This is a genomic window from Ectopseudomonas toyotomiensis (assembly GCF_017167985.1).
In the GTDB taxonomy this organism is placed as follows: domain Bacteria; phylum Pseudomonadota; class Gammaproteobacteria; order Pseudomonadales; family Pseudomonadaceae; genus Aquipseudomonas; species Aquipseudomonas toyotomiensis.
Window position 1 is genome coordinate 2,668,708 of record NZ_CP070505.1, and the last position, 20,886, is coordinate 2,689,593.

Genomic DNA, 20,886 nt, shown 5'->3' on the forward strand with positions numbered 1-20,886 from the left:
GACATTTCCATTGTCTGCCAGATGCGCCTCAGGGGGCTTGATGCAGGTCAAGCGCGGGGGGCTGCCACAGGCAGGTTCGGTTGCGACCCTCATGCTTGGCACGATACAGCGCCTGATCACCTTGGGCGAGCAGTTCGCCTGGCTGTTCGTCGCTCACTGGGTCGACCACCGTGATACCGATGCTCAGGGTCAGGTGGCCGAACGGGCTGGCCGGGTGATGGATATCCAGGCTGGCGATGGCTGCATGGACGCGCGCGGCGACCTGCTCGGCACCCTCCAGATTGGTATTGGCGAGAATGATCGCGAACTCCTCGCCACCGTAGCGGCAGGCCGTATCGCCTTCGCGTTGCAGGCTGTCGCGCAGGGCTGCACTGACTCTGCGCAAGGCGTCGTCACCGGCGAGGTGGCCCAGTGCATCGTTGTAGGCCTTGAAGTGGTCGATATCCAGCATCAGCAGCGCCAAAGGCGCGTTGAGGCGGCGCAGGCGGCGCCATTCGGCGAGCAGTTGCTGATCGAAGTAACGGCGGTTGTACAGCCCGGTCAGGCCGTCGAGCTGCGACAGGCGCTGCAGTTGCGCTTCCAGTTGCAGTCGCTCGCTGTTGTCGCGGGAAACGGCGATCAGGTATTCGCGGTCATGCAGTTGCACCAACTGGGTGTTGATTTCGGCTGGTTGGCGACTGCCATCGCGGCGGATCAGCTCGCGCTGGAATATCCGCGAAAGGTTGTCGCGCTGCGCCTGGCGCGCCTGCTCCAGCCAGCGGTGGAAGCCTGGCAGGACTTTCTCCGGATCATCGCGCAGCAACTCGGCGAACTGTTCAGGGCGATAGCCAAGCGTGGCGTAGGTGGCCTGATTCATATGCAGCAGCTCGCGGGTGCCGCTGTCGAAGATGAACAGCCCGTCATGGCTGGAGTCGGTCAGGTCCAGCACCAGCTGTAGACGCTCGCGGTTCTCGCGCAGGCGCTGCTCGGTCTCTTCGCGGCGTTCGGCCTCCAGCTTGAAACGGCGGTTGGCCAGTTGCAGGGCATGGGCGCGACGGCTGTTCTCCAACGCCAGGGCCAGGGCGGCGACCAGTAGCAGGCTGATCGCCAGGCTGGCGCCGAGCACCACGCCGGGCAAGGGCGACTCGAGCTGGTCGAGCAGTTGCTCGGTGGGGCTCAGGCGCAGGCTGAAGTCCTGATTGTTGAGCAGGCTCAGGCCCAGTTGCAGGCTGTGTCGCGCATCGGTGTCCGCTGCGCCATGACGGAACAGGCTGTGACTGTTCTCCAGCAGTTCGAGGTTGAAGGCTTCGCGATCGATCTGGGTCAGCAACTGCAGCATCAGCGGTTCGACGCGAAATACCCCCTGGAGGAAACCGTCGAACACCTTGGTGCCGTCATGCTCGCGGTACAGCGGTGTGTAGAGGACGAAGCCGCGTCCGCCCTGGACCAGATCGAAGCTGTTGGAGAAACGCTGTTCGCCGCTCTCGCGAGCCTCCATCGCCAGTGGGTAATTGGGGTGCTCCGGGTCCAGGCGAAAATTCAGCGCCGCTTCGTTGCCGGCCACCGGTAGCAGCCAGCGCATGCGTAGATCGTCGCCGACCCACTGGATGGATTGATAGGCGGGAAAGCCTCGCAGTACACGCTCCACCTCCTCACCCCAACTGGCATGCGGCAGGCGGCCCAGGCTGTTCCACAAGCGGGCGATGCGTTCGAGGCTGGCCACCTCCAGGTGCAGCGTGCTCTCCAGCTGACGCGCCAGGCTGCGTGCCTGGTAGCCGATACGCTCATCGACACGCTGTTGCTGTACGGCCTCGATCTGACGCCAAAGCAGAACGCTGGCGCCGCTCAGCACCAGTAACAGGAACGCCAGCGCAAGTCGCGCCGGCCAGGGGGAGGATGCCGGCATGGAAAAACTCCTAGGCTCTGTGTCGTGATAGCACAGTGCCGCATGCGACTCAACGCATGGCGAGAATTGCTGTCCATTCGGCATCGCTCACCGGCATCACCGACAGGCGACTGCCCCGTTGTACCAACGCAAGTTCGGCCAGTAGCGGATTGTTCTTCAGTTGCTGCAGCGCCAGCACCTCGTCGAAGGCTTCGACGAACTCGACGTCCAGAGCGCTCCAGGGGTTCTTCTCGGTACTGGCCTTGGGATCGTGATAGTGGCTTTGCGGGTCCAGCGCGGTGGGGTCCGGGTAGATCTCGCCGGCAATACGTGCAATGCCGGCGATGCCGGGTTGTGGGCAGCTGGAGTGATAGAAGAAGAACAGATCGCCCGGCTTCATTGCACGCATGAAGTTGCGCGCCTGGTAATTGCGTACGCCATCCCAGCGCGTTTTGCCCAGTCGTTGCAGGTCGTGGATGGACAATTCATCGGGTTCGGACTTCATCAGCCAATAAGGCATGAACTTTGCTCCTGCAGGTCTGTCCGTAAGCGGACGCTCGTTTGAGGGATATCTCCGACGGCCGGTTGGCGCCGGAAATTGCACAGTGCTTGGCGCTGACGGAAAATGCCCGGCTTAACGCTTGGCGCCGTCGTATTGCACACAACAATAACGCGCGACCAACGCGCGCATTGCCTTGAAGGGGGAGGCAATAGATGAAACGCAAGCCAGATCTTTTGTGGGTTCTCGTCGTACTGTTCAGCCTGGGCGTGGTTACCACGGGTTACACCCAGAGCCTTTGGGAGCGCCAGAGCGAAGCTCCGATCAATGTAACGCAGCAGCCCTGATTCGCGGACTGCCAGCGTAAGCGCCGCAGGGAGCGCGGTGCCGCATCTTTCGATTCAATACCACGCCTTGTCCGTCACCGTTGCCTGCAAGGGCACGTCCCAGCTGGCCATCGCCAGTTCTTCCACGCGCTGACACTCATGCGCCAGGCCCAGTAGTGTCGGCATGTGCCAATTTTTGCGCATGCGCAGATAAGCCAGGCTGCGGTCGTAGAACCCGCCGCCCATACCCAGGCGCCCGCCGCGATCATCGAAGCCCACCAGCGGTAGCAGCACCAGATCCAGCGCCCAGACCTTGCGTTGGCGCTTGGGCTGCGTGCGTGGCTCGAGGATGCGAAAGCGATTGCTCGCCAGTTTCTCGTGCTGGCTGACGCGCTGAAACACCATCTTGGTGCGTGGCCAGGCGCTGAGCACCGGCAGGTAGGTGTGTTTGCCGCGCTTGTGTGCGGCGGCCAGCAAAGGCCTTGGGTCGATTTCGCCATCGTTGGGCAGGTACAGGGCAATATGCCTGGCGCGGCGAAACTGCGGGCTTTGTGCCAACTGACGATACAGGTTACGTGCGGCAAGACGTTGCTGGCTGCGGCTGAGTGCGCGACGACGCTGGCGCAGCACGCGGCGCAGTTGCGGGCGACTGAGAGTGGCGGGCGTAGTCATGAAAGGCAGCTTGGACGAGGCGGGTAGCAGCGTTGAAGGTCACTGCTGGAAATGATGACTTCCCGGCGTGCCGCTGTCGGTTTAGCCCTTGAACCCGAAAGTTCAAGGTGGAGGTTGCAGGAGGCGTTAAGGCTTTCCGTCAGGCGGACATGCACACCGGCCCCAACATGCAACCCCCGTGGTTGTGCGTATCGGCTCAGGGACATCACCGACTGGCGCACACCCCAGGAAGTTGCGCCCAGTATACCCGAACAGAGGGTCTGCGGGGCGGCCTGCGACGAACTGGCAGGCATGACGGTGCTCAGGAGCTCGGGTCGTCGGCCAGTGCATGGTCGACACGATCGAGCAGGTCGCGCACCTGCTGGCGGGTGGAATTGGCGTCCTGATCCAGGCGCTGCTGCTTGTGCAGCAGGTCGTGGGTGATGTTCAAGGCTGCCATCACGGCGACGCGGTCGGCACCGATCACTTTGCCGCTGGTACGGATCTCGCGCATCTTGCCGTCCAGGTAGCGAGCCGCGCTTTCCAGATTGGCGCGTTCGTCCTGCGGGCAGGCGATGCAATATTCTTTGTCCAGAATATGGACGGTCACGGTGTTCGACTGGGTCATGAGTCCTGCTCCAGGGCTTTAAGGCGCGAAATCATCGATTCGACCTTGTGCCGGGCCATTTCGTTCTTTTCGATCAGATGGGCGCGTTCCTCACGCCAGGCCTGTTCGTTCGCCAGCAGGAGTCGGTTGTGAGCCTTTAGCTGCTCGACACGCTGGATCAGCAGTTCCAGCTTGGCGGTCAATGCGTGCAGATCGGCGTCTTCCATGGGCTCTCGCTATGGGAGGGAATGGCTGGACTATATAGGCTTGTCCCGGTTATGGGTCAAACCATGCTTGGCAGTGGTGTGATGCACATGACGGCATCACCCCGGCGGCCTCGGCTCGGATGGTCTTGGCGCGTCTGCCGGTGCTAGGATACGAGGCCTCCATTCTAGAGATTGCGCCGCCTGGCGCCTAGCTATCTATGTCGATTCCAAGCTCTCCCTACGCCGCCTTCGCCGCTCTGCTCAATAGCGCCGGGCATTCCGTTTCCCCTGCCGAACTGCACGGCCTGCTGCTTGGTCGCAGCTGTGCTGGCGCTGGCTTCGACGCCGATGCCTGGCTGCTCGACGCGGCCGACCTGCTTGGTGGCGAGCCTCAGGACAACGTGCGCCAGGCGCTGATCGGCCTGCAGGAAATGGTCAAGGGTGAGCTGTGCAGCGAAGACGTCACCGTGGTGCTGCTGTTGCCGGATGACGAAACCCCGCTGGCGCAGCGCGCGGTCGCTCTGGGGCAGTGGTGTCAGGGCTTTCTCGGTGGCTTCGGCCTGACCGCTCGCGACGGTGCGCTGAGTGCCGAAGCCATGGAAGTGTTGCAGGATCTCTCCGCCATCGCCCAGGTGCAGAGTGCACTGGAAGAATCGGAGGATGGCGAGAGCGACTACATGGAGGTGATGGAATACCTGCGTGTGGCACCGCTGTTGCTGTTCACCGAGTGCGCCAAGCCTGCGGCACCTGCTGCCAAACCGTCCCTGCACTGATTTTTCGTCGGAGCCTGCCTTGATCAGCATCCCCAAGTCCGAATATGCCCGTCGGCGCAAGGCGCTGATGGCGCAGATGGAACCCAACAGCATCGCCATTCTGCCGGCGGCGCCGGTGTATATCCGCAATCGTGACGTCGAGCATGTGTACCGTCAGGACAGCGATTTCCAGTACCTCACCGGTTTTCCCGAGCCGGAAGCGGTGATGGCGCTGATTCCTGGGCGCGAGCATGGTGAATATGTGCTGTTCTGCCGCGAGCGTGATCCCGAGCGCGAGTTGTGGGATGGCCTGCGTGCCGGCCAGGACGGTGCGATCAGCCAGTTTGGCGCCGACGATGCTTTCCCCATTGGCGATATCGACGACATCCTGCCGGGGCTGATCGAAGGGCGCGAACGTGTCTATTACGCCATCGGCAGCAATCAAGAGTTCGATCATCGGCTGATGGAGTGGGTCAACCACATCCGCGCCAAAGCGCGCCAGGGCGCTATGCCGCCAAACGAATTCGTCGCCCTCAACCACCTGCTGCACGACATGCGCCTGTACAAATCGGCCGCCGAAGTGAAGGTGATGAAGGAAGCTGCCGAGATCAGTGCGCGCGCTCATATCCGTGCGATGCAGGCGAGTCGCGCCGGCCTGTTCGAATATCACCTGGAAGCCGAGCTGGACTACGAATTCCGCAAGGGTGGGGCGAAGATGCCGGCCTATGGCAGCATCGTCGCCGTCGGCCGTAATGCCTGCATCCTGCACTACCGCGAGAATGACGCGGCACTCAAGGACGGTGATCTGGTGCTGATCGACGCCGGCTGCGAAATCGACTGCTACGCCAGCGACATCACCCGTACCTTCCCGGTCAGCGGCAGGTTTTCGCCCGAGCAGAAGGCTATCTACGAGCTGGTGCTCAAGGCCAACGAGGAGGCATTCAAGTTCATCGCTCCAGGCCGGCACTGGAACGAGGCCCATGAGGCTACCGTGCGGGTGATCACTGCCGGCCTGGTCGATCTGGGTCTGCTCGAGGGTGATGTTGACGAGCTGATCGCCAGCGAAGCCTACAAGCCTTTCTATATGCATCGCGCCGGCCACTGGCTGGGCATGGATGTGCATGACGTCGGCGACTACAAGGTCGGCGGGCAGTGGCGCGTGCTGGAGGTCGGCATGGCGATGACCGTCGAGCCAGGCATCTATATAGCCCCTGACAACGACAAGGTCGCCAAGAAGTGGCGCGGCATCGGCGTGCGCATTGAGGACGACGTGGTCGTGACCAAGAAGGGCTGCGAGATTCTCACCAATGGTGTGCCCAAGACCGTTGCCGAGATCGAGGCACTGATGGCGGCCGCGCGCACCGAGGCGGCCTGAGCCCATGTCACGCATACAGCTGGCCATTATCGGTGGCGGCCTGGTGGGTGCCAGCCTGGCACTGGCGCTGCAGGGCACGGCGCGTCAGCGTGGTTGGCGCATCGCCCTGATCGAACCCTTCGCCCCAGGCAGCGAATACCAGCCCAGCTATGACGCGCGCTCTACCGCGCTGTCCTATGGCAGCCGGTTGATCTACGAGCGCCTGGGCCTGTGGCAGAGCATTGCCCAGCGGGCCGAGCCGATTCAGCAGATTCATGTGTCTGACCGCGGCCGCTTCGGTGCCACGCGCCTGCAGGCCATCGAGGAAGGCGTGCCGGCGCTCGGTTACGTAGCTGAGAACGCCTGGCTCGGCCATTGTCTGTGGCAGGCGCTGGATCAGGATGTGATCGAGTGGCGTTGCCCGGCCGAAGTGGTCGGCATGCAGCGTCTCGACGATGGCTATCGCCTGACCCTGAACGACGAAACCTGCCTCGACTGCGACCTGGCGATTCTCGCTGATGGTGGGCGTTCCGGCCTGCGTGAGCAGCTTGGTATCGGCGTCAGCAGCAAGCCCTATGGGCAGAGTGCGCTGATTGCCAACGTCAGCCCGCTGGAGGCACATCGCGGCCAGGCCTTCGAACGTTTCACCGATGATGGCCCGATGGCGCTGCTGCCCCTGAGCGACAACCGCTGCGCACTGGTCTGGACGCGCGCCGCGGCTGACGCCGAACGTCTGTTGCGCGCCAGCGAGTCAAGTTTTCTCAGCGAGTTGCAGCAGGCTTTCGGTTATCGCCTGGGCGCCTTGCGCCAGGTGGGTGCACGGCATCTCTATCCGCTGAGCCTGGTCGAGGCGCAGGAGCAGGTGCGTCCGCATCTGGTGGTGCTGGGCAACGCCGCACACAGCCTGCACCCCATCGCCGGCCAGGGCTACAACCTGTCGTTGCGCGATACCCTGGCGCTGGCCGAGGTGCTGATCGGCAGCGAGGCAGCACTGGGCGATTTCGCCACCCTTCAGCGTTACCAGCAAAGGCAGCAGCTCGATCAGCAAATGACCGTCGGCTTCTCCGACCAGGTGACGCGCCTGTTCAGCAACGCGCAGCCGCTGCTGACTGCCGGGCGTAACCTGGGCCTGCTGGGCCTGGATCTGCTACCACCGGCCAAGCGCTGGTTCGCCCGCCAGGCGATGGGCATGGGCACGCGAAGTCTCTGACAGCCAAGGAATGAATATGCGAGCGGATCTGATCATCGTCGGTGCCGGAATGGTCGGCAGCACCCTGGCCCTGGCATTGGAGCACAGCGGTCTGGACATTCTGATCGTCGACGGCAGCCCGCTGAGCGTGGCGCCGTTCGACGTGCAGGCGCCGTTCGAGCCACGTGTCAGCGCGTTGTCGATGGCCAGCCAACGCATTCTCGAACGCCTGGGCGCCTGGCAGGGCATCGCGACTCGGCGTGCCTGCCCCTACGGCGAGATGCGCGTCTGGGATGGCTCCGGCACCGGCAGCATCCACTTCGCTGCGGCCAGCGTGCATGCCGAGACGCTTGGCCATATTGTCGAGAATCGCGTGGTGCAGGATGCCCTGCTCGAAAGGCTGCACGACAGCCAGATCGGCCTGCTGCCTGGCGCGCGCCTGGAGCAGCTGCGCCGCTCCGGCGACGACTGGTTGCTGACGCTTACCGATGGTCGCCAACTGCGCGCACCGCTGCTGGTCGCGGCCGACGGCGCCAACTCCGCGGTACGCCGCCTGGCCGGCTGCGCCACGCGCGAGTGGGATTATCTGCACCATGCCATCGTCACCAGCGTGCGTTGCGAGCGAGCGCACCAGGCCACTGCCTGGCAACGCTTTACCGACGATGGTCCACTGGCCTTTCTGCCGCTGGCAGGCCCTGCCGGCGAGCACTGGTGCTCGATCGTCTGGTCGACCGTGCCGGTCGAAGCCGAGCGCTTGATGGCGCTGGACGACGAGGCTTTCTGCATCGAGCTGAGCAAGGCCTTCGAATCGCGCCTGGGCAAGGTGCTGCACGCCGACCGCCGGCTGTGCATCCCGCTGCGCCAGCGTCATGCCAAGCGTTATGTCGAGCCTGGGCTGGCGCTGATTGGCGATGCTGCGCACACCATCCATCCGCTGGCGGGGCAGGGCGTCAACCTGGGTTTCCTCGACGCTGCCGTGCTGGCCGAGGTGCTGCTGCATGCCGCCGAACGCGGTGAGTGCCTCAGTGATGAGCGCGTGTTGAGCCGTTTCGAGCGTCGGCGCATGCCGCACAACCTGGCGATGATGGCGGCGATGGAAGGCTTTCAGCGCTTGTTCCAGGCCGACCCGTTGCCGCTGCGCCTGCTGCGCAACGTCGGTCTTGACCTGGTGGATGGCCAGGCCGAGGCCAAGGCGCTGTTCGTGCGTCAGGCGCTTGGGCTGGCCGGCGACCTGCCGGAACTGGCGCGAGCCTGAGCTGACGCAACTTGTAATAACTGCTGCGTGTCGTCTCGCTGTTTACGTTGAGAAGGCAAATAACATTCACTACTATTCAGCCACTTTGCTCACCCACAAGAGGCTGGTCCCATGAAGGCTCGCAACGCGCTTCTCGCTGCATTCACTCTCAGCACCCTGGCAACCGCCGTTCAGGCTGCTGATGAGGTGGTGGTCTACTCCGCCCGTATCGACGAGCTGATCAAGCCGGTATTCGATCTCTACACCGAGAAGACCGGGGTCAAGGTGAAGTTCATCACCGACAAGGAAGCCCCGCTGATCGCCCGTCTCAAGGCCGAAGGTGCCAACACCCCGGCTGACCTGCTGATCACCGTCGACGCCGGCAACCTCTGGCAGGCCGAGCAGGAAGGCGTGCTGCAGCCGACCAAGTCCGATGTGATCGACGCCAATATCCCCGCCCAGTACCGCTCCAGCACTGACAGCTGGACTGGCCTGTCGCTGCGCGCGCGGACCATTTTCTACTCCACCGAGCGCGTCAAGCCGGAAGAGTTGTCCACCTACGAAGCCCTGGCCGACAAGAACTGGGAAGGTCGCCTGTGCCTGCGCACCAGCAAGAAGGTCTACAACCAGTCGCTGACCGCCACCCTGATCGAAACCCATGGCGCCGAGAAGACCGAGGAGATCGTCAAAGGTTGGGTCAACAACCTGGCCACCGACGTATTCCCGGATGACACCGCGCTGCTGCAGGCCATCGACGCCGGCCAATGCGACGTGGGCATCACCAACACCTACTACTACGGCCGTCTGCACAAGCAGCAGCCGGATCTGAAGGTCAAACCCTTCTGGCCGAATCAGGACGACCGCGGCGTGCACGTCAACCTGGCCGGTGCCGGTGTGACCAAGCATGCACCGCATGCCGAGCAGGCCAAGAAGCTGCTGGAGTGGATGACCACCCCGGAGGCACAGAGCATCTTCGCTGGCGTCAACCAGGAGTTCCCGGCCAACCCGGCGGTCGCACCGTCCGACGAAGTGGCTGCCTGGGGCAGTTTCAAGGCTGACTCGATTGCCACCGAAGTAGCCGGCAAGCGTCAGGCTGAAGCGACCATGCTGATGGATCGCGCCGGCTGGCAGTAAAGGAGATCGTGCCCACGCACTGGCGTGGGTACGTCACCAGTGGCGCTCCGCGTCATGTCTGTTGGCTTCTGACGCTAGAGCGTCAAGCGCTACATCATCGTACTTTCGGTAGTCCACACTGCTGCCGCTATACTGCGACGCCCCGCCTAGCCGGGGCGTCGTCATTTGCGTAGTCGAGGAATCCGCGTGCCGCATCCCGTCCAGCGTCGCTGGTACCCCATCGTCCTTGCCGTCGCCGTTCTGGTGCTGATGCCGTTGTCGGTATTGCTGCTGAGCTGGCATGAGGTCGATCAGCAGATCTGGTCGCACCTGTGGCAGACACAGATGGCGCGGCTGATTGGCAACACGCTGACACTGGTGATTGGCGTCGGTGTGGGCGTGACACTGCTGGGCGTCAGCCTGGCCTGGCTCACCAGCCTTTGCGAGTTCCCGGGTCGGCGCTGGCTGGACTGGGCGCTGATGCTGCCCTTCGCCATTCCCGCCTATGTCCTGGCCTTCGTCTTCGTCGGCCTGCTGGATTTCGCCGGCCCGCTGCAGACGCTACTGCGCGAATGGTTCGGCAGTGGCCTGCGCCTGCCGCGGGTACGCTCCACCGGTGGCGTGATCATCGTCCTGGTGCTGGTTTTCTACCCCTACGTCTATCTGCTCGCCCGTGGCGCGTTCCTGGCCCAGGGCAAGGGCCTGATGGAAGCCGCGCGGGTGCTCGGGCAGAGCCCCTGGCAGGCGTTCTGGCGGGTGGCACTGCCGATGGCGCGACCGGCCATTGGCGCCGGTCTGGCCCTGGCGATCATGGAAACCCTGGCCGATTTCGGTGCGGTGTCGGTATTCAACTTCGACACCTTCACCACGGCGATCTACAAGACCTGGTACAGCTTCTACAGTCTGACCAGTGCGACCCAGCTGGCCAGCCTGCTGCTGCTGGCGGTGGCGCTGGTGCTCTATGGCGAGCGCCGTGCGCGTGGCGCCGCGCGGCCAGCCAATGAGCGGCCGCGGGGCAAGGCGCTATACCACCTGCATGGCTGGAAGGCCTTTGCCGCCAGCGCCTGGTGCGGCCTGGTGTTCGCCTGTGCCTTCGTCATCCCGCTGCTGCAACTGCTGGCCTGGTTCTGGCAACGCGGCCGCTTCGACCTCGATGAGCGCTACGCCGGGCTGATTCTGCATACCCTTTATCTGGGCGGCATGGCGGCGCTGATCACGGTGAGCGTGGCCATGCTGCTGGCCTTTGCCCGGCGTCAGGCGCCGAATCGCGGTGTGCGTTTCGGTGTGGCGCTGGGCAACCTCGGCTATGCCTTGCCGGGGTCGGTGCTGGCGGTGGCGATCATGCTGGCGTTCAGCTTTCTGGATCGTGAACTGGTGATTCCACTGTCCACGGCATTGGGCGGTGCCGGCAAGCCGCTATTGCTGGGTAGCCTGGCGGCGCTGCTGGTGGCCTATCTGATTCGTTTCATGGCGGTGGCCTTCGGGCCGCTGGAAACCAGCCTGGCGCGTATTCGGCCGTCCCTGCCGGAGGCCTCACGCAGTCTGGGCGTTGGCAGCTTCGGGCTGTTCTTCAGGGTCTATCTGCCGCTGCTGCTGCCGGGCACCCTGTCGGCTGCGCTGCTGGTATTCGTCGACGTGCTCAAGGAAATGCCGGCAACCCTGCTGATGCGCCCGTTCGGCTGGGACACCCTGTCGGTGCGGGTGTTCGAAATGACTAGCGAAGGCGAATGGGCGCGCGCCTCGCTGCCGGCGCTGACCCTGGTGCTGGTCGGTCTGTTGCCGGTGATCCTGCTGATCCGCCGTTCGGCACGCGGTTTCGGTTGAGAGTGGTGGATTGTCTGCTTGCGTTCCCAGCGGTCCTCGTCCCGAGCGGCTCTAAGGCTGGGTGTGCATTTCCTCGTTGGCAGGGTGTACCGGGCGGCGATCCGTTCGCGAAGCAGTACAGCATGAGGCTCGATGGCAAGTTGTGCACCTTGGCTGACTGTTCGCTGACGCTCCTGAGTCCGCCCTACGACCTGACGCCAGGATGACCCCCCGGACGCATGCGGCTACAATGCGCGCCATTCGCGAGTCGGGGTAACCCGATAGTACTCATCTAGAAGCGTAGCCGAGGCAGCCAGTGCAAGGCGAAAGTGGGAGAGAAAGCGGAATGTACTTTTGTACATGAGCATTTCGAGCCCACTTTCAACGCAGCAATGGCAACGCAGGTAGCTTCTAGGGGTCTGAATCGCTTCGCCAAGCCCGGAAGGAGATTTACCCATGGGACAGCGTACCCCCCTCTATGACCTGCACCTGGCGCTGGGGGCCAAGATGGTGGACTTCGGCGGCTGGGACATGCCGCTGCACTACGGTTCACAAGTGGAGGAGCATCATCAGGTGCGCCGTGAGTGCGGCGTGTTCGACGTCTCGCACATGTGCGTGGTGGACGTGAGCGGCAGCCAGGCCCAGGCCTTCCTGCAGCGTCTGCTGGCCAACGACGTGGCCCGCCTGGAGAGCCCCGGCAAGGCGCTGTATAGCGCCATGCTCAATGAGCAGGGCGGGGTGATCGACGACCTGATCGTTTACCTCACCGAGCAGGGTTACCGCCTGGTGGTCAACGCCGGTACCCGTGACAAGGACCTGGCGTGGATGCATGCCCAGGCAAGCGACTTCGATGTGCAACTGCGCGAGCGTCGCGATCTGGCCATGCTCGCCATTCAGGGGCCGAAGGCGCGCGCACGGGTTTCCGAACTGCTGAGCCAGGCACGTGCCGCACTGATCCACGAGCTCAAGCCGTTCCAGGGCCTGCCTGAGGGCGACTGGTTCATCGCGCGTACCGGTTATACCGGCGAAGATGGTCTGGAAATCGTGCTGCCAGTGACCGAGGTGGTGTCCTTCCTCAACGACCTGGTCGGTGCTGGTATTTCGCCCATCGGCCTTGGCGCCCGTGACACCCTGCGCCTCGAGGCGGGTATGAACCTCTACGGCCAGGACATGGATGAGCAGGTCAGCCCGCTGGCCGCCAATATGGCCTGGACCATCGCCTGGGAGCCGGCCGAGCGCGACTTCATCGGCCGCCAGGCGCTGCAGGCGCAGCGTGCTGCCGGCTGCCCGAGCAAGCTCGTTGGCCTGGTGCTGGAGGAGCGTGGCGTGCTGCGCGCGCACCAGGTGGTGCGCGTCGAAGGTATCGGTGACGGTGAGATCACCAGCGGCAGCTTCTCGCCGACGCTGAACAAATCCATCGCGCTGGCACGGGTGCCTGCAACGACCGGGGATCGTGCCGAGGTGGAGATCCGCGGCAAGTGGTACCCGGTGCGTGTGGTCAGGCCGGGCTTCGTGCGTAACGGCAAAACTCTTATCTGAGAACCTGCCTACGATCTGCTGCGCGTCGGCCCTGCTGCGTTAAAAACAGGCTCGGAAAGCCGTTAAAGGCTGACGCGCTTCAGCGCGGTCCGAAGGACGAGTGCAACGAGCAATGCTCATTTACAGCTCGTAAACTCTGCTTCCTCGCCGTTTTGACCAGCCGAAGGCTGTTACTAACGTAGCGCCTTGCATGGCTCTAGCTCGCGAGATCGTAATCAGGTTCTGAATCTTTTTGGTCGCGGTGCTGGCTTCCCCTGGCGCCGAGGCCTGCTAAATTGTCCTGACGGCCCACTTGCCGTCATCGCTTACGAGGAAAGACACATGAGTAATATCCCCGCCGATCTGCGTTATGCCGCCAGCCACGAGTGGGCGCGCCTGGAGGCTGACGGCAGTGTGACCGTGGGCATCTCCGACCACGCCCAGGAAGCCCTTGGCGACGTGGTGTTCATCGAGCTGCCGGAAGTTGGCAAGCAACTGAACGCTGGCCAGGAAGCTGGCGTGGTGGAGTCGGTCAAGGCTGCTTCCGACATCTATGCGCCAGTTGGCGGCGAAGTGATCGCCATCAACGAGGCATTGGCCGACAGCCCGGAAAGCGTTAACGGCGATCCGTACGGTAGCTGGTTCTTCAAGCTCAAGCCGAGCGATGCCAGCGAACTGGACAAGCTGCTGGACGCGGCAGCCTATCAGGCTGCTGCTGACGCCGACGCCTGATTCATCTGGCTTCGACCCGGAGACCCGCTACGGCGGGTTTCTGCGTTTCTGGGCTCCGCTAACGAATTCGCTTGTAGGGTGTCAGTGTTAGCCCGAATGTCATTCGGGGAGTGACGATACCCGTGTGGGAGGGGGCTTCATCGGCGAGCTCTTGTCGCGGCTAAAGCCGCTCCTGTAAGGCCTGTTGAATCCTCAACCGCTGGTCAGTTGGGCTAACACTTATTCGAAATACAATATATAAAAATACATATTGTATTGAATGAAGGTATCCCATGGATGAACCCATCGATATCCAGCAGTTGCGCGCCAATGCTGACGCTGCCGGGCAGTTGCTCAAGGCATTGGCCAACCCTGATCGTCTGCTGCTGCTCTGCCAGCTGTCGCAGGGTGAGCGCAACGTCAGTGAGCTGGAGGCGCTGCTCGGTATCCAGCAGCCTACGCTGTCCCAGCAGCTGGCCGTGCTGCGTCGTGAAGGGCTGGTGGCAACCCGTCGCGACGGCAAGCAGATCTTCTATCGCATCAGCAGCCCGGCGGCGCTGGCCGTGATCGAAACCCTGTATCGGCTGTTCTGCGAGGGGCAGCAATGAGCATCGACTGGGCCGCTTTCACACCCTGGAGCGCTCTGGCCGGCGGCGCGCTGATCGGTCTGGCCGCCGCAATCTTTGCCCTGGCCAATGGGCGGGTGGCCGGTATCAGTGGTCTGCTCGGCAGCGTTCTGCAGCCAGGCGCAGAAGGGCGCGGCGAGAAGGCATTGTTCCTCCTCGGGCTGTTGTTGGCGCCGCTGCTGTGGGGGCTGTTCAGCGCCTTGCCTGCGATCAGCTTCGATGGCGGCGCGCTGTCGCTGATTGGCGCCGGTTTGCTGGTGGGCATCGGCACGCGCTACGGCTCTGGCTGTACCAGCGGCCATGGCGTATGCGGCATCTCGCGCCTGTCTCCGCGCTCCATGCTGGCCACCTTGTGCTTCATGGCCACGGGTTTCGCTACGGTTTTTGTCCCACGTCATCTTCTGGGGGGCTGAACATGGCCAGACTGAGCGCATTCGTGGCCGGTCTGCTGTTCGGCCTCGGTCTGCTGCTGGCCGGTATGGCCAACCCGACCAAGGTGCTGGCCTTTCTCGACCTGGCCGGTGCCTGGGACCCGTCCCTGGCGCTGGTGATGGCCGGTGCCATCGTGGTCGCGGCGCTGCCGTTGCACCTGGCGCAACGGCCCGCCAGGGCACTGCTCGGCGGCGCCATGCAGTTGCCGATGCGTCGTGACCTCGATGCTCGCCTGATTGGCGGCAGCCTGCTGTTCGGGATCGGTTGGGGCATCGCCGGCATCTGTCCGGGACCGGCCGTTGCCATCCTGCTGACCGGGCACTGGCAGGTCCTGCTGTTCGTCGCGGCGATGCTCGCCGGGATGCTGATCTTTACTGCGCTGGAAGGCCGGCGCGGACGTTGACCTGGAGAACCTCGATGAAAGCCAATGTTGGAACGCTCGATCGCAGTCTGCGCATCGCCGCAGGACTGATTCTTATCGCGCTGAGCCTTGCCGGTGTCATCGGCCTGTGGGGCTGGATCGGTGTGGTGCTACTGGCGACCGGCATCTTTCGCTTCTGCCCGGCATATCCACTGCTGGGTATCAACACCTGCAAAATGAAATGAAACATATCCACTGAGGTGGCATGCATGTGCGGCTTGATGTAGATCAAGTCGCCCCGGGTTTGCGCTGGGCATGGTCAGGACATAACCAGAACAGCCAATACCTGAGGAGAAATACGCATGCGCACTCTGAGCCTGATGGCCGGGTTGTGCCTGGGCGCCAGCGCCTGGGCCAATGTACCGGCCAACGAACCCGTCGAGCCTATCGCACCGGCCGAGATCACCGATCCGGCCAAGGTGGAACTGGGCAAGCAGCTGTTCTTTGACCCGCGCCTGTCGCGCTCGGGGTTCATTTCCTGCAACTCCTGCCACAACCTGTCGATGGGCGGCAGTGACAACCTGCCCAGCTCCATCGGTCACAACTGGCAGCAAGGGCCGATCAATTCGCCCACGGTGCTCAATTCCAGCCTCAACCTCGCGCAGTTCTGGGATGGCCGCGCCGCCGATCTCAAGGAACAGGCTGCCGGCCCCATCGCCAATCCGATGGAAATGGCCTTCACTCACATTCTCGCCATTGACGTGCTGCGCTCGATCCCGCAATACCGCGAGTCGTTCAAGGCCGTGTACAAGAGCGATGAAATCACCCTGGATGAAGTGACCGACGCCGTCGCCGAGTTCGAAAAGACCCTGGTCACGCCCAATTCGCGCTTCGACCTGTGGCTCAAGGGCGACCAGCAGGCCATCACCCAGACCGAACTGGAGGGCTACCAGCTATTCAAGTCCATCGGCTGCGTCGCCTGCCACAACGGTCCGGCGCTGGGCGGCAACTCGTTCCAGAAGATGGGGCTGGTCGAACCCTATGAAACCAGCAATCCGGCCGAGGGAGTGGCCGGCCTGACTGGCAAGGATGCCGATCGCTTCAAGTTCAAGGTGCCCACCCTACGCAACGTCGAACTGACCTATCCCTACTTCCACGACGGCGCCTACTGGAAGCTGGAGGAGTCGGTAGACATCATGGCGCGCTTGCAGTTGGGGCGTAAGCTGAGCGAGGAAGAGATTGGCAAGATCACCGCCTTTCTCAAGACTCTGACCGGCCAGCAGCCGAGCTTCGCCCTGCCGATCCTGCCGCCGTCGAACAACGATACGCCGCGGCCGCAGCCATTCGAGTGAGCAGGCTGTAACGACAACGCCCGGCGTATGCCGGGCGTTATCGTTTTGTGCAAGGAAGGTGAAACCCCGGGATCGGCGCGCTAGCCTTTGGGCTGCTGCTGGGTGATGCAGTGGATATTGCCACCACCGAGCAGGATCTCGCGGCCTGGCACCATCACCACGCGATGCTCGGGGAAAATACGCTCAAGGATGGCGCGCGCCTCTTCGTCCTTCGGGTCATCGAAGCTCGGCGCGACGATGCCGCCGTTGACGATGAGGAAGTTGACGTAGGAGCCGGCCAAGCGAACCTCCGGGCTACGCTCCTGGCTGCCGTCGACGATGTCGACGCCTGCGCATTCTTCGGCGCTGGCGTGGATCGGGCCGGGGATCGGCATCTTGTGCACGGTCAACTGACGGCCCTTGGCGTCGCGCGCGTTTTCCAGCACACGCATGGCGGCCTGGCAGCGCGGGTAGTTGGGATCGTTCTGATCGTCGGTCCAGGCCAGCAGCACCTCGCCCGGGCGCACGTAGCAGCAGAAGTTGTCGACGTGGCCGTCGGTCTCGTCGTTGTAAAGGCCGTCGGGCAGCCAGATCACCGTATCGATGGCCAGATGCTCGCGCAGCACGGCCTCGATCTCTTCGCGCGACAGGTGCGGGTTGCGGTTTTTGTTCAGCAGGCACTCTTCGGTGGTGATCAGGGTGCCTTCGCCGTCGACGTGGATCGAGCCACCCTCGAGCACGAAACCTTCGGTGCGATAGCGCTTGCAGCCTTCGATCTCGAGAATCTTGCGCGCCACCTGGTCGTCGCGCTGCCACGGCCAGTACAGGCCACCATCAAAACCGCCCCAGGCGTTGAACGTCCAGTCCACGCCGCGCACTTCGCCGCTGGTGTTGGTGACGAAGGTCGGGCCGGTGTCGCGCACCCAGGCGTCGTCGGTGGTGATTTCCACCAGGCGGATGTTGTCGTCATCCAGTCGCGCGCGGGCGTTCTCGTACTGCGCCGCGGATACGCAGACGGTTACCGGTTCGAACTGGGCGATGGCCTTGGCCACTGCGGTGAAGGCCGCCTGCGCCGGCTTGCCGCCGTTGCGCCAGTTGTCCGGGCGCTCGGGCCAGATCATCCAGGTCTGGCTGTGCGGTTCCCATTCTGCCGGCATACGAAAGCCATCGGCGCGTGGTGTGGTGGTCAGCGTGGTCATGTCCTGGTTCCGTAGGGTGCGCCATGCGCACCGGCAAAGTGTTTGTAGGGCTAGGTGCGCACAGCGCACCCTACGAGATCGACGGGGTTTGACCATTGAGCGTGGAAAGTGGCCAGTATAGGTTCGGCCGTCGGTCGCGGAACACACCCCAGGCCGTGCGCACTTTCTCCAGCTCGGTCAGATCGAAGCTGTGCACCAGCACGCCTTCCTCGGTCTGGTTCAGCTCCTCGACCTTCTCGCCGAACTGGTTGGCGATGAACGAGCTGCCGTAGAAGGTGATGTCGTAGCCGTCCTGTTCTTCGCGGCCGATGCGGTTGCTGGCCACCAACGGCATCAGGTTGGCGCCGGCATGGCCCTGCTGCACGCGCTGCCAGTGATCGCGCGAGCTGATGTTCGGGTCATGCGGCTCGCTGCCGATGGCGGTCGGGTAGAAGAGGATTTCCGCGCCCATCAGCGCCATGCTGCGCGCGCATTCCGGGAACCATTGGTCCCAGCAGATGCCGACACCGATCCTGGCGTAGGCGGTATCCCAGACCTTGAAGCCGGTATCGCCGGGGTTGAAGTAATACTTCTCGTGGTAACCGGGGCCGTCCGGGATATGGCTTTTCCGATAAATACCGAGGTTGCTGCCGTCGGCATCGATGACGGCGATGCTGTTGAAGCGCGCGCGGCCAGCGCGCTCGAAGAAGCTGATCGGCAGTACCACCTGCAGCTCGGCAGCGACCTTCTGGAAGTGCTGGATGGCCGGATTTTCCGCCACCGTGGTGGCCAGCTGGGTGTAGTCGGCGTTCGGTTTCTGGCAGAAGTAGGGCGCCTCGAACAGCTCCTGGATCAGGATGATCTGGGCGCCCTGGGCTGCCGCCTGGCGCACCAGCCTCTCGGCGTTGGCGATGTTAGCGGGGGTATCCCAGGAGCAGGCCATCTGGGTCGCGGCGACGGTAACGATACGGGACATGAAGCACCTCTTGGCTCGTTCGCAGGCCGCTCCGGCGGCCCATTCAGAGTGCCGTGGCTGAACATCGACCAGGGCGGGATGTTCGATTTATATCCGATAAATATCGATATTACAAGGTGCTTTGGTCGAATCGGCGAAAAAATATCCGATTTTTATCGATTCAGAAGTTGGCAAGCCGTAGGGTGCCCCAGGCCTCGATTGCCGAGATGTCAGCGGTGCGCACGGCGCACCCTACGGGATAAGCGGCGTGGCTCGTTTCGGCAATGCAGCCGGCAGATACAGGCCGAGATAGGCATCGAATACGCGCATGCCTTCTTCGGCCAGGCGCGGGGTGATCTCCCCGTGCAACTGCACGGAGCGTGCGTAGACGCGATCGCCCAGGGACATGGCCAGGCTGAATACATCGATATCCATCGGTAATTGCGGCAGGGGGAAGTGCCGCTCGAACAGTGCGCGCATCAATCGGCCCAGTTCCAGATCGTGCTGGTGATCAGCCTGGGTCACCTCGGCCAGACCATGCTGGGCGAGGATCAGCTGCCGTGCGGCGGCGTCCTTGGCGTAGATAGCCAGCATGCGCTGCTCGATCAGGCGCGAGAGGTCGTGCCAGGTGCGCAATGCGGCATGCTCGACCGGTTCGAGCAGGCTGCCACGGAAGGCTGCGTGCACGTCCGCGGTCAGCCCTTCGAGCAGGGCCGGCACGCTGGCGAAGAAGTGATACACCGAAGAAGGCGGAATGCCGGCTCGTTCGGCCACCGTGTAGACCGACAGGTTGGCCATACCCTGCTCGGCCAGCAACTCACGAGCGGCAGAGAGAATCACGGCAATACGTGCCTGGCTGCTGGCGCGCGGTTTGCGGATGCTGGCGGGGCGCGACATGGTGAGCTCCTCGGTGGGCGAGGTGCTATTGGACGTCAGGCGCTATTGGCGAGGCAAGCCTCGCCATCCGTTCAGCTGCCGTCGCGGAAGCGCTGCCAGAGGTTGTTGCGTACCTGGGCATGTTTCTCCGAGAGAACCTCCAATGGATACAGGCGGCGCTTGGTGTCCTGATCCGGATACAGGCCGGGCTGCTGCAGCAGGGCGCTGTCGATGAACTGTGCCGAGTCGGCATTGCCGTTGGGGTAGAGCGTCTCGGCGGTAATCTGGGCGATTACCTGCGGCTGCATCAGGTAGTCGATGAAACGGTGGGAGAGATCGGGGCGGCTGGCATTGGCGGGAATCACCAGGTTGTCGACGAACAGTACCGAACCCTCGTCCGGTACCACGAAGCGCACTGGCTGGCCGGCCTGGGCTGCGGCGAGGGCGTCGCCGACCCAGGCCATGGCTAGGCACAGGTCGCCGCTGTTGAGATCTTCGATGTAGCGTTCGCTGTCGACGTAGCGCAGGTTCGGGCGCAGGGCGTCGAGTATCTCTCCGGCGCGCTCGACTCGGCTCGGGGCGCTGCGTGCCAGGCTGCGGCCCTGGTAGTTGAGCAGCAGTGACAGGGTTTCATCCGGTGCATCCAGCACGCTGATGCCGCAACTGGCCAGGCGCTTGCTCTGTTCGGCGTCGAACAGCAGGCTCCAGCTGTCCGGCAGGGGGCCACCATAGGCGGCCTCGGCTCGTGGGGTATTGATTGCCAGGCCAACCGCGCCCCACAGGTAGGGGACGGCGTGCTGGTTCTGCGGGTCGACCGCAGCCAGCTTGCTCAGCAGTTGCTTGTCCAGGTGCGTGCGGTTGGGCAGCAGGTTGAAATCCAGCGGGCGAATGCGGCCGCTGGCAATCAGCCCTGGCAGGTCGTTGTGCGAGGGTACGGCGATGTCGATGGGCTGGCCGCTTTCCAGCGCTTGCGCCAACTCCTCTGCGCTGGCGAAGGTGTGGTACTCGACTTCGATGCCGGTGTCGCGAGTGAAGTTCTCCAGCACCTGCGGCGCGATGTAATCGTTCCAGTTGTAGACACGGATGCTATCGGCGGCCTGAGCCAGGCCGCAGCTCAGGCCCAGCAGGATGGCGGCAAGAGCGCGTTGCATGAGTAACTCCCCGATTGATCAAAGCAACAGTATCCGGCGGTCTGATTTGCCGGAGTTTGATGCATGTCAGCGCAGTCGCCTTGTGGCGAACCGCTGGTCCCTACGCAAAGCGTCAGAGCTGTCGGTTGGCAGTTGGCAGGCAAAAAGAA

23 protein-coding genes and 1 other RNA gene are annotated in these 20,886 nt (G+C 63.3%); 14 read left to right on the forward strand and 10 right to left on the reverse strand.

Translation table 11 applies throughout. The features are described 5' to 3' along the window. Positions 1–28: 28 nt before the first annotated feature. Positions 29–1,885 (reverse strand): sensor domain-containing diguanylate cyclase, encoded by a 1,857-nt coding sequence (locus JWV26_RS12330; protein WP_206416973.1) that lies wholly within the window; start codon positions 1,883–1,885, stop codon positions 29–31. A 49-nt stretch (positions 1,886–1,934) separates the two neighbouring features. Further along, a complete protein-coding gene (locus JWV26_RS12335) occupies positions 1,935–2,384 on the reverse strand; it encodes an EVE domain-containing protein (RefSeq protein ID WP_093048118.1) in 450 nt (149 codons plus the stop codon). A gap of 194 nt (positions 2,385–2,578) precedes the next feature. Between JWV26_RS12335 and JWV26_RS24510 the strand changes: the two genes are divergently transcribed. Next, entirely contained in the window at positions 2,579–2,710 is a 132-nt protein-coding gene (locus JWV26_RS24510; protein ID WP_003458646.1) for a hypothetical protein, read from the forward strand. Between the two features lie 54 nt (positions 2,711–2,764). Here the strand turns inward: JWV26_RS24510 and JWV26_RS12340 are convergent, their stop codons facing one another. The 4 genes from JWV26_RS12340 to JWV26_RS12355 form a co-directional block, all read right to left on the reverse strand. Then, positions 2,765–3,361: a 5-formyltetrahydrofolate cyclo-ligase gene (locus tag JWV26_RS12340; protein ID WP_074913563.1), complete on the reverse strand. Its 597-nt coding sequence runs from the start codon at positions 3,359–3,361 to the stop codon at positions 2,765–2,767. A 55-nt stretch (positions 3,362–3,416) separates the two neighbouring features. Further along, positions 3,417–3,595: non-coding RNA, 6S RNA (ssrS, locus tag JWV26_RS12345), on the reverse strand. A 67-nt stretch (positions 3,596–3,662) separates the two neighbouring features. Continuing rightward, positions 3,663–3,968, reverse strand: coding sequence for a cell division protein ZapA (locus JWV26_RS12350; RefSeq protein WP_017678355.1), 306 nt, complete (start codon positions 3,966–3,968; stop codon positions 3,663–3,665). After that, positions 3,965–4,174, reverse strand: coding sequence for a TIGR02449 family protein (locus JWV26_RS12355; RefSeq protein WP_003458652.1), 210 nt, complete (start codon positions 4,172–4,174; stop codon positions 3,965–3,967). The genes JWV26_RS12350 and JWV26_RS12355 overlap by 4 nt, the downstream gene beginning before the upstream one ends. 197 nt (positions 4,175–4,371) lie before the next feature. Between JWV26_RS12355 and JWV26_RS12360 the strand changes: the two genes are divergently transcribed. From JWV26_RS12360 to JWV26_RS12420, 13 genes are all read left to right on the forward strand, one after another. After that, a complete protein-coding gene (locus JWV26_RS12360) occupies positions 4,372–4,926 on the forward strand; it encodes a YecA/YgfB family protein (RefSeq protein ID WP_017678356.1) in 555 nt (184 codons plus the stop codon). A gap of 19 nt (positions 4,927–4,945) precedes the next feature. Then, on the forward strand, positions 4,946–6,280 hold the full coding sequence (pepP, locus tag JWV26_RS12365; protein WP_206416974.1) for a Xaa-Pro aminopeptidase: 1,335 nt from the start codon (positions 4,946–4,948) through the stop codon (positions 6,278–6,280). A 4-nt stretch (positions 6,281–6,284) separates the two neighbouring features. Next, a complete protein-coding gene (gene ubiH / locus JWV26_RS12370; RefSeq protein WP_196457826.1) occupies positions 6,285–7,469 on the forward strand; it encodes a 2-octaprenyl-6-methoxyphenyl hydroxylase in 1,185 nt (394 codons plus the stop codon). A gap of 16 nt (positions 7,470–7,485) precedes the next feature. Further along, positions 7,486–8,703: a 2-octaprenyl-3-methyl-6-methoxy-1,4-benzoquinol hydroxylase gene (locus JWV26_RS12375; protein WP_162843946.1), complete on the forward strand. Its 1,218-nt coding sequence runs from the start codon at positions 7,486–7,488 to the stop codon at positions 8,701–8,703. 111 nt (positions 8,704–8,814) lie between these two features. After that, the gene (locus JWV26_RS12380; protein ID WP_017678360.1) at positions 8,815–9,816 is read left to right on the forward strand and encodes an extracellular solute-binding protein; all 1,002 of its coding nucleotides are present in this window, start codon (positions 8,815–8,817) and stop codon (positions 9,814–9,816) included. Between the two features lie 186 nt (positions 9,817–10,002). After that, entirely contained in the window at positions 10,003–11,619 is a 1,617-nt protein-coding gene (locus JWV26_RS12385; protein ID WP_072423512.1) for an ABC transporter permease, read from the forward strand. Positions 11,620–12,054: 435 nt separating this feature from the next. Then, positions 12,055–13,137, forward strand: a complete 1,083-nt coding sequence (gene gcvT / locus JWV26_RS12390; protein ID WP_206416975.1) for a glycine cleavage system aminomethyltransferase GcvT — start codon at positions 12,055–12,057, stop codon at positions 13,135–13,137. Positions 13,138–13,458: 321 nt separating this feature from the next. Beyond that, entirely contained in the window at positions 13,459–13,848 is a 390-nt protein-coding gene (gene gcvH / locus JWV26_RS12395) for a glycine cleavage system protein GcvH (RefSeq protein WP_072423510.1), read from the forward strand. Positions 13,849–14,120: 272 nt separating this feature from the next. After that, positions 14,121–14,435: an ArsR/SmtB family transcription factor gene (locus tag JWV26_RS12400; protein WP_075744877.1), complete on the forward strand. Its 315-nt coding sequence runs from the start codon at positions 14,121–14,123 to the stop codon at positions 14,433–14,435. Then, positions 14,432–14,866: a YeeE/YedE family protein gene (locus tag JWV26_RS12405; RefSeq protein ID WP_206416976.1), complete on the forward strand. Its 435-nt coding sequence runs from the start codon at positions 14,432–14,434 to the stop codon at positions 14,864–14,866. The genes JWV26_RS12400 and JWV26_RS12405 overlap by 4 nt, the downstream gene beginning before the upstream one ends. A gap of 2 nt (positions 14,867–14,868) precedes the next feature. After that, positions 14,869–15,288: a DUF6691 family protein gene (locus JWV26_RS12410; RefSeq protein ID WP_206416977.1), complete on the forward strand. Its 420-nt coding sequence runs from the start codon at positions 14,869–14,871 to the stop codon at positions 15,286–15,288. A 14-nt stretch (positions 15,289–15,302) separates the two neighbouring features. Beyond that, positions 15,303–15,491 carry a YgaP family membrane protein gene (locus JWV26_RS12415; protein WP_074913569.1) on the forward strand — a complete coding sequence of 63 codons (189 nt, stop codon included), beginning with the start codon at positions 15,303–15,305 and terminating at the stop codon, positions 15,489–15,491. Positions 15,492–15,608: 117 nt separating this feature from the next. Beyond that, positions 15,609–16,598 carry a cytochrome-c peroxidase gene (locus JWV26_RS12420; RefSeq protein WP_083431560.1) on the forward strand — a complete coding sequence of 330 codons (990 nt, stop codon included), beginning with the start codon at positions 15,609–15,611 and terminating at the stop codon, positions 16,596–16,598. 80 nt (positions 16,599–16,678) lie between these two features. On the opposite strand, the gene aguA is transcribed toward JWV26_RS12420, so the two are convergent. From aguA to JWV26_RS12440, 4 genes are all read right to left on the reverse strand, one after another. Beyond that, a complete protein-coding gene (gene aguA, locus JWV26_RS12425; RefSeq protein WP_206416978.1) occupies positions 16,679–17,776 on the reverse strand; it encodes an agmatine deiminase in 1,098 nt (365 codons plus the stop codon). A gap of 70 nt (positions 17,777–17,846) precedes the next feature. Beyond that, the gene (gene aguB / locus JWV26_RS12430; RefSeq protein ID WP_206416979.1) at positions 17,847–18,731 is read right to left on the reverse strand and encodes an N-carbamoylputrescine amidase; all 885 of its coding nucleotides are present in this window, start codon (positions 18,729–18,731) and stop codon (positions 17,847–17,849) included. Positions 18,732–18,962: 231 nt separating this feature from the next. Continuing rightward, positions 18,963–19,607, reverse strand: a complete 645-nt coding sequence (locus JWV26_RS12435) for a TetR/AcrR family transcriptional regulator (RefSeq protein WP_093048140.1) — start codon at positions 19,605–19,607, stop codon at positions 18,963–18,965. A gap of 71 nt (positions 19,608–19,678) precedes the next feature. Continuing rightward, entirely contained in the window at positions 19,679–20,737 is a 1,059-nt protein-coding gene (locus tag JWV26_RS12440) for a polyamine ABC transporter substrate-binding protein (RefSeq protein WP_093048143.1), read from the reverse strand. Positions 20,738–20,886: the final 149 nt, after the last annotated feature.

What these genes read in the sequence shown, in the direction of transcription:
- JWV26_RS12330 (WP_206416973.1), bottom strand. Translation starts at nt 1,885, where the DNA reads ATGCCGGCATCCTCCCCCTGGCCGGCGCGACTTGCGCTGGCGTTCCTG.
- JWV26_RS12335 (WP_093048118.1), bottom strand. Translation starts at nt 2,384, where the DNA reads ATGCCTTATTGGCTGATGAAGTCCGAACCCGATGAATTGTCCATCCAC.
- JWV26_RS24510 (WP_003458646.1), top strand. Translation starts at nt 2,579, where the DNA reads ATGAAACGCAAGCCAGATCTTTTGTGGGTTCTCGTCGTACTGTTCAGC.
- JWV26_RS12340 (WP_074913563.1), bottom strand. Translation starts at nt 3,361, where the DNA reads ATGACTACGCCCGCCACTCTCAGTCGCCCGCAACTGCGCCGCGTGCTG.
- JWV26_RS12350 (WP_017678355.1), bottom strand. Translation starts at nt 3,968, where the DNA reads ATGACCCAGTCGAACACCGTGACCGTCCATATTCTGGACAAAGAATAT.
- JWV26_RS12355 (WP_003458652.1), bottom strand. Translation starts at nt 4,174, where the DNA reads ATGGAAGACGCCGATCTGCACGCATTGACCGCCAAGCTGGAACTGCTG.
- JWV26_RS12360 (WP_017678356.1), top strand. Translation starts at nt 4,372, where the DNA reads ATGTCGATTCCAAGCTCTCCCTACGCCGCCTTCGCCGCTCTGCTCAAT.
- ubiH (WP_196457826.1), top strand. Translation starts at nt 6,285, where the DNA reads ATGTCACGCATACAGCTGGCCATTATCGGTGGCGGCCTGGTGGGTGCC.
- JWV26_RS12375 (WP_162843946.1), top strand. Translation starts at nt 7,486, where the DNA reads ATGCGAGCGGATCTGATCATCGTCGGTGCCGGAATGGTCGGCAGCACC.
- JWV26_RS12380 (WP_017678360.1), top strand. Translation starts at nt 8,815, where the DNA reads ATGAAGGCTCGCAACGCGCTTCTCGCTGCATTCACTCTCAGCACCCTG.
- gcvT (WP_206416975.1), top strand. Translation starts at nt 12,055, where the DNA reads ATGGGACAGCGTACCCCCCTCTATGACCTGCACCTGGCGCTGGGGGCC.
- gcvH (WP_072423510.1), top strand. Translation starts at nt 13,459, where the DNA reads ATGAGTAATATCCCCGCCGATCTGCGTTATGCCGCCAGCCACGAGTGG.
- JWV26_RS12400 (WP_075744877.1), top strand. Translation starts at nt 14,121, where the DNA reads ATGGATGAACCCATCGATATCCAGCAGTTGCGCGCCAATGCTGACGCT.
- JWV26_RS12405 (WP_206416976.1), top strand. Translation starts at nt 14,432, where the DNA reads ATGAGCATCGACTGGGCCGCTTTCACACCCTGGAGCGCTCTGGCCGGC.
- JWV26_RS12410 (WP_206416977.1), top strand. Translation starts at nt 14,869, where the DNA reads ATGGCCAGACTGAGCGCATTCGTGGCCGGTCTGCTGTTCGGCCTCGGT.
- JWV26_RS12415 (WP_074913569.1), top strand. Translation starts at nt 15,303, where the DNA reads ATGAAAGCCAATGTTGGAACGCTCGATCGCAGTCTGCGCATCGCCGCA.
- JWV26_RS12420 (WP_083431560.1), top strand. Translation starts at nt 15,609, where the DNA reads ATGCGCACTCTGAGCCTGATGGCCGGGTTGTGCCTGGGCGCCAGCGCC.
- aguA (WP_206416978.1), bottom strand. Translation starts at nt 17,776, where the DNA reads ATGACCACGCTGACCACCACACCACGCGCCGATGGCTTTCGTATGCCG.
- aguB (WP_206416979.1), bottom strand. Translation starts at nt 18,731, where the DNA reads ATGTCCCGTATCGTTACCGTCGCCGCGACCCAGATGGCCTGCTCCTGG.
- JWV26_RS12435 (WP_093048140.1), bottom strand. Translation starts at nt 19,607, where the DNA reads ATGTCGCGCCCCGCCAGCATCCGCAAACCGCGCGCCAGCAGCCAGGCA.
- JWV26_RS12440 (WP_093048143.1), bottom strand. Translation starts at nt 20,737, where the DNA reads ATGCAACGCGCTCTTGCCGCCATCCTGCTGGGCCTGAGCTGCGGCCTG.